The sequence below is a fragment of the Caldisphaera sp. genome, from assembly GCF_023256325.1.
Lineage (GTDB): Archaea > Thermoproteota > Thermoprotei_A > Sulfolobales > Acidilobaceae > Caldisphaera.
The window spans coordinates 1,082-7,326 of the sequence record NZ_JAGDXI010000004.1 but is presented as its reverse complement, the minus strand read 5'-3'; the positions used below and the strand labels follow the sequence as shown (position 1 = coordinate 7,326).

At 30.6% G+C, this 6,245-nt stretch carries 7 protein-coding genes; 6 read left to right on the top strand and 1 reads right to left on the bottom strand.

All coding sequences use genetic code 11. From position 1 onward, the window contains the following. Window positions 1-91 precede the first annotated feature (91 nt). The gene (locus Q0C16_RS00265) at window positions 92-1,411 is read right to left on the bottom strand and encodes a hypothetical protein (RefSeq protein ID WP_292319032.1); all 1,320 of its coding nucleotides are present in this window, start codon (window positions 1,409-1,411) and stop codon (window positions 92-94) included. 185 nt (window positions 1,412-1,596) lie between these two features. Here Q0C16_RS00265 and cas4a point away from each other — a divergent pair, with 185 nt between their 5' ends. The 6 genes from cas4a to cas6 are packed head-to-tail and all read left to right on the top strand — an operon-like array spanning window position 1,597 to window position 5,865. Continuing rightward, a complete protein-coding gene (cas4a, locus tag Q0C16_RS00260) occupies window positions 1,597-2,430 on the top strand; it encodes a type I-A CRISPR-associated protein Cas4/Csa1 (protein WP_292319031.1) in 834 nt (277 codons plus the stop codon). Continuing rightward, window positions 2,427-3,440 (top strand): CRISPR-associated endonuclease Cas1, encoded by a 1,014-nt coding sequence (gene cas1, locus Q0C16_RS00255; protein ID WP_292319030.1) that lies wholly within the window; start codon window positions 2,427-2,429, stop codon window positions 3,438-3,440. Before cas4a ends, cas1 begins: the two co-directional genes overlap by 4 nt. Then, complete coding sequence (gene cas2 / locus Q0C16_RS00250; RefSeq protein WP_292319033.1) at window positions 3,421-3,693, top strand: CRISPR-associated endonuclease Cas2; 273 nt, start codon at window positions 3,421-3,423, stop codon at window positions 3,691-3,693. Before cas1 ends, cas2 begins: the two co-directional genes overlap by 20 nt. Then, window positions 3,681-4,229: a CRISPR-associated protein Cas4 gene (cas4, locus tag Q0C16_RS00245; protein ID WP_292319029.1), complete on the top strand. Its 549-nt coding sequence runs from the start codon at window positions 3,681-3,683 to the stop codon at window positions 4,227-4,229. Before cas2 ends, cas4 begins: the two co-directional genes overlap by 13 nt. Before the next feature lie 42 nt (window positions 4,230-4,271). Continuing rightward, entirely contained in the window at window positions 4,272-4,952 is a 681-nt protein-coding gene (gene csa3 / locus Q0C16_RS00240) for a CRISPR-associated CARF protein Csa3 (RefSeq protein ID WP_292319028.1), read from the top strand. Then, the gene (gene cas6, locus Q0C16_RS00235) at window positions 4,945-5,865 is read left to right on the top strand and encodes a CRISPR system precrRNA processing endoribonuclease RAMP protein Cas6 (protein WP_292319027.1); all 921 of its coding nucleotides are present in this window, start codon (window positions 4,945-4,947) and stop codon (window positions 5,863-5,865) included. The genes csa3 and cas6 overlap by 8 nt, the downstream gene beginning before the upstream one ends. The last annotated feature ends 380 nt before the right edge of the window (window positions 5,866-6,245 follow it).

Here is a 6,245-nt window from a genome sequence, read left to right as displayed (position 1 = left end):
ATAATCCCACTAAAAAATTTGTGATATCTTGAGTAAAAAACGTTAGATTTAAAAGTTTCCCAAGTAAAACAAGGGAAAATTCATGTTTTATTTACTTATCATTTTCCAATAACGAAATCAAAGGAGCATAGTTAAATCTTTTGATCTCAGATTGAAGTTTTATTGTTCCATTTATTAATTGATCCCACTTCCTATTATAATTAATTATTTTGTAAGCATCTTCGCCATTAATTCTTATAGATATGTCGCTGTAAAAACTTAAACAAGATAAGATCTTTCCCAAAATTCCTTTTGCTAAATTGTATTTCCCTCTATTGCTAATAGCAAAAGAGTTTATTTTTTGCAGACCAGCCCTACTATTAAGAGAAAGATCCATAGTAACTAGCAAAGGATTAAGCGCATTTATTTTTAATTCCTTGACTTCTTTAATTATGTTAATATCGCCTGCTCTTTCCTTGCCTAAGTTAGCAAGCTTTGGATAGATATTATTAAATGAAATGGAGCCGAGCAACTTATTTATTGTATTCTTATCGCTTCTGCCTGATTTCTGATAATTTTCAATATATTGAGATAATTCATTATAAACGCTGTATAAAGGTATAGACGAATACCTTACTTTATTTCCTAGGAGTTCAAAAATAGTTTCCCCATAATTTATAAAAATATTTGTGTCGAAGCAAAGGTTTGCATCTTCTGCCCTTATTTTTAATTGCTCTAGCTCATCAGGAAGAATCATTCCAGATCTCATAGCGCATAACTTAAAAACTTCATCTTTAGTTGCTTTTATTATTTCATCTTTATTGCTTATATCTACATCTCCCCAAACAGGAGAATAATCAATAACTTTGTTTGAATTTAAAGGATAAATATAAACTTTTCCAAATAAAGCTAACAAATTTAAAAGTGATTCCAAACCAATGGGTGAAAGAAAAGAAACTTCTTGCTCAGTATTTACCTCTGGGGGATCAATATCTTTTATTATACCCAATTTAGGAGATAACGTCCAAAGCTCAAGCTCTTTTGGGCTAACGTAACCGAAGGTCCTATATCCTTCTATTTCCTTCTTTAATAATGCATACCTAATCTCAGTCTTTTCAGCCATTGCCGTAATTATAGCCATATATTTTCTTGCAGGGGTTACATCAATAACATCAAATTTTTCATTTTTTATTCCTTTTTCCCACTCCTCAGGACTTTCTCCAATAACTTTTTCAATAACATCAGCCCCTAAATTCAGCATATTAAGGGATTTCTTTATTTTTTCCTTAAATCCTTCTTCGTGTTTATATTCAGATAATATGTAAACTTTTTTAGGCCTAAGACCATAAAATATCTCATTTAATATAGCATTAATTGTAGTAACAAACTTTGAAGAGCCGAGAACTGCTAGCGAATCAATAATCTTCCCCAATTTTCACACCAAATTATATTTTACCTGCGGGAATTTTATGGATGTATATCAAACTTACAATAAAACTTAAGACTTGAAAAAAGATTTCTCTTCATAGAATTCCCATTTACTACATGGGAAAAGATTTCTGGTCAACATTGAAAAAAACTTACCATTTCTTTTCCTCCCTACTTTTCGGTGGAAAAATGATAAAAGAAATAAAACAGGAATTAAGGAAGCTTCACTCTATATATGACCAATTCAAAATATCAAACGAGTATAGGGGATGGAATTGGGATAGGCAGCCATTAAAGCCAAGGTATTATAATGTTAATTTGGGGGTAAGCGAAGTAGCTTATTATAGCTGCTGCCCAAAGGAAGCTATTTCAGCAAGGCTTGGAGAAAAGCAGTTAACTCAAGCCATGTTAATAGGCCTTGCACTGCATGAAGTATTTAAAGCTACTTCTGATGACATATTAAAAAACGTATCTAATAAAAAAGCCCCATGGGAAATAGCTAATAAATTGTTAAGCTCAGCAGAAAATAAAATTAGGAATATTTTATTAAATTACAAAGATAACGTGGTTCTTTCTTACGCAAATTCTCTTTCCCAATTATATAAAGCTATAGTAATTGAAATGGTTGGAGATATAACAAGTTCATATATGAATTCAGGTTCATTAATTTCTAATTTATGGCTTTCAGAATACCAAATCGATGGTTCTCCTTTGGGCTTATCTAAAAGGTTAAGGGCAGATGCAATAATGAACAACATTGTAGTAGAAATTAAATTGGGAAACAAGTATGCAAGGTGGCATGAAGTTCAGTTAGCAGGTTACTCTTTAGCTTTAGAATCTCAAAATGAGACCCCATACGATTTCGGTATAATTATTTCAGTCAATTTAAATCCGTTGTTAATAAACGTGAAGGGAGTATATATTGATGATAGCCTGAGGCAGGAGTTTATTGAATCTAGAGATAACATGGCAGAAGAGTTGATCCAAGAAAAAGAAACATTTAATGGAGGTGATGGTTTATGAAGATTCTCTATTTAGATGACTATGGAATCAAATTAGGCGCTGACGGCACATCATTAAAATTAATTAGCAAAAAAGAAGAAAAAATAATACCTCTATGGGAGATAGATTTAGTAGTTGTATCTTCAACAGGCATATCAATAACGAGCAAGGCATTAAACCTTTTAGCTAAAGCAGGTATAGAATTAGTTATAACAGATCCCAGAGGATCTCCATTATCAATGACATACTTTTCTCATTATTCAAGAACACCTGATACAAGAAGGGCGCAATATTTAGCTAGTTTCAATTATATAGGAGTTGAAATAGCTGCTTCTTTAATAAGTTGCAAAATATGTTCACAATCAAAAGCTTTAGGCAGATTAAGCAATTATTATAATTTAAATGGGTACCAAAAAGAATTAGAATCTATTAGCAAGAAAGTTTTCGATGAAGTTAAAGGACTTAGTATAGATGAAGCAAGAAAGAAATTGTTAGAAATTGAGGCTACTGCAGCTAGATCTTATTGGGGGGCTATATCTAGAGCTTTACCCAAGAATTTGGACTTTATTAATAGAGACCAAGATGGTGGTGATCCATTAAATGCCGCTTTAAACTATGGTTATTCTATTTTATATTCATTGGGTTTCAGAGCCTTGATTTTATCTGGATTAGATCCGTACGCAGGTTATATGCATGTAGATAGAAGCGGTAAACCTGTTTTAGTTTTCGATTACATAGAGCAGTTCAGAGCCCCTATTGTTGATGAAGCCATTTTGAGAGGGATTGCTAGAGGATATGATATAAGATTAAACAGTGATAAACTATTGGATAAAGAGAGCAAAAGAAATGTATTAAAGTTGATAAATGAAAGGCTAAAGGAACAAGCAGTAAATGCTTATAGGCCTATGAGCTTTGAAGAATCTATTAAAGAATACGCTTTTAGACTTGCTAAGTCATTAAGGGAAGGGAGTATGTATTTTTGTTATAATTTTCCAAGGGGTGATAAAGTTGATGTTATTAGTAATTTATGATGTTAGCGATGATTCTAAAAGGCTTAAGTTGTCTAAGAGGTTAATGCAGTTTGGTTTATCAAGGATACAGAGAAGCGCATTTATTGGCAAGGCTTCTTCTTCACTTGCAAAAGATATTGAAAGGGCCTCATCATCTATAATAGATAAATCAACTGATATAGTACATTTGATAAAGATTTCTGAAATGGAGTGGAATTTAGCAAGCAAAATCGGGAAAAGTTATTTTGGGGTTGAAGAAGAATGGACTATTTAATAGATGTAACTACAATAAAAAACTTTAGTTATTGCCAAATGATCCCTTATATAAATCAAAAATACAATTTTTATGAGCCATTAACAGAAAGTATGGGCCAAGGTAAAAAATTAAAGCCTTTTGAAGCAGCTAATAATTTAAATCTGCCAAAGCCATGGAAACAAGAAGTAAAAATTATAGATAAGGAACTGGGAGTGAGCGGAAAAGTAGATTTAATAGCTGGAGAAAACAGCTTTCAAATATTAGAGGTAAAAGCATTTAAAAGGAAAATTGAAATGTCCTATCATTTTAGGGATCAATTGCTTGTTTATTCTTATTTGGTTAATAAAAATATTGGTAAAGTGGTTAAAGCTCATCTATACATGGGCGGAGAAACTTTTTCTTTTGATATAAATAATTATTCTTTAAGCTATGCAAAATCATTGATAATAAAGCTAAAGGAATTAGTTAATAAAGAAGATCCCCCAAAGATTAAACCTGTTTTAGCTAAGTGTAAATCGTGCTGGTACAGACACGTTTGTCCTGCCCATCCTTAAAACTTATTTATCTTTTAAGATAATTATTAAAGAGGGCCTGAATTGAGATTATTTATATTCCCTATAGGGTTTCATGAAGACTTTGCCATAAGAACATTAAACAAATTTTCTGCATCTAAAGAAGATAAAATAATAGCAATAACTTTATCACCTGCTGTTAATGCAACTAAAAATGCTTTCAATTCTTTGTCATTAAACGCCCAGAGAATTGGGATTTCAGATATTAATTTAATAGAAATAGATTCAACAGACTTCTCAAAAGTAGTTATGACTATAATCAAGAAATTTAATGAACTTAACATAATACCAGAACAAATAATAATAGATACAAGCGGGGGGTTAAGGATATTTGATTTAGCATTATTTTTTTCAGGCTTCCTCCTATCTCTTAAAGGTTTCAAATCAACATTAATCATACAGCCGGAGTCTGCTAATTATGAAACAACATCATTGGATTTAAGGGACTTGTTAAACATATTGAGATTAGATGCGAGCTCTATAGAAATAATAAACCAAGTAGATGTAAATGAAGGCTCAACAATTGAAGAGCTATCTGCTAAGTTAAACGTAGCTGATAAAACTATTAGAAATAAAATTAGTGAACTTAAAAAATTAAACCTAATTATGCAAAAAGGTAGAGGCCAAGGAATATACTTAACTGACCTAGGACTTCTAGTAAAGGAACTCAACAAAGTTCAAGGTATTGGTGAAATTGATGAGTAAATCATTAATTGATTATTTCAGAAATGAAGGTAACAAGGCAGCTATAACAATAAAATTAAAGGTTTTTTCAAAGAAAGGATACGCAATATTACCTCCAATATCATCTAAGGTATTAAAAGACATAGTATTTAGCGATGATTGCTTCTCTCAGTTCATTGAATATTATAAAAATGGTGCGATGTCTTTTAAGGTGTTATCAAATGATAAAGGTAAAAAATACTATTCTGTAAAAAAGGATAATAATGAAAACTTCAAACCATTATACATAAAGGAAAATGAGTTTTTAAGAGGCGCTATTACTGCAGTTGTTAACAAAAATTTAGATATTTCTAAAATTGTAGGCTGCAAAGGAGAGGTAAATTACTCTTCAGCTACATTCAATTACTTAATTGATTCAATTTCAATAAAAGATACATCAGAACTAAGCGTTGGAATTAAAGATGGAGGTTTTTTAAAAATAACTTTTTTAACACCAACAGCAATTCCAACAAAAATTATGCTACCCCCATGGGCTTCTAATATTAATAGAAGAATCCCAAAATTTAACAGAATTCTCCCAGAACCGAGCTTTATTGCAGCTTATTCCGCAAAGTTATGGGTAAAGATTATGAATATAAATGAGGCAAATAATATACATTATTACACCGGAAGATTAGCAGATGTATATATGGCTGAAATGGATTATAATTTAAGACCAGAAACTATAATAGTTGGTAGGGATGAATTAAATAGATTAAGATTATTTAGGGGCTTTACCGGATTTGCTGTTTATAGAATTAAGAGAGGTATTATGTCAAAAATATTAGACAAAACCCTTGATTTAACTCAATTGATGGGTTTAGGTAAATTAAAAAGCTTAGGCATGGGGGAAATTAAAGTGGAGGCATTAAATGATAAATTCGAAAAAATTTAGTATAACTTTTGTAGCATTAAAATTTAACAATATAAACTAATTAAATAAATTATCAGATTAATTAAAAATAAATTAAATAATAAATAGTGGTCTATTTATTATATTAAACTTATTAGTTAGGTAAATATTTTAACTGCTGTAAAATGCTCTTAAATTCTTCTATACCTAGGTTCAAATAATTGTTATCTAACGCGTAATAAAATGCTATCTTATCTAAATATGATAAATATTTTAAAATCTGTACTATATCTAATTTATTAATGTAGTCAGCGAATTCCTTAGATTTTTCTTTAACAATATTTATTATACCAGACGGATTTGTCTCCCATAAATTTATTTCACTTTAATGACGTTTTACCTGAACCATATGGTGCTTGTAA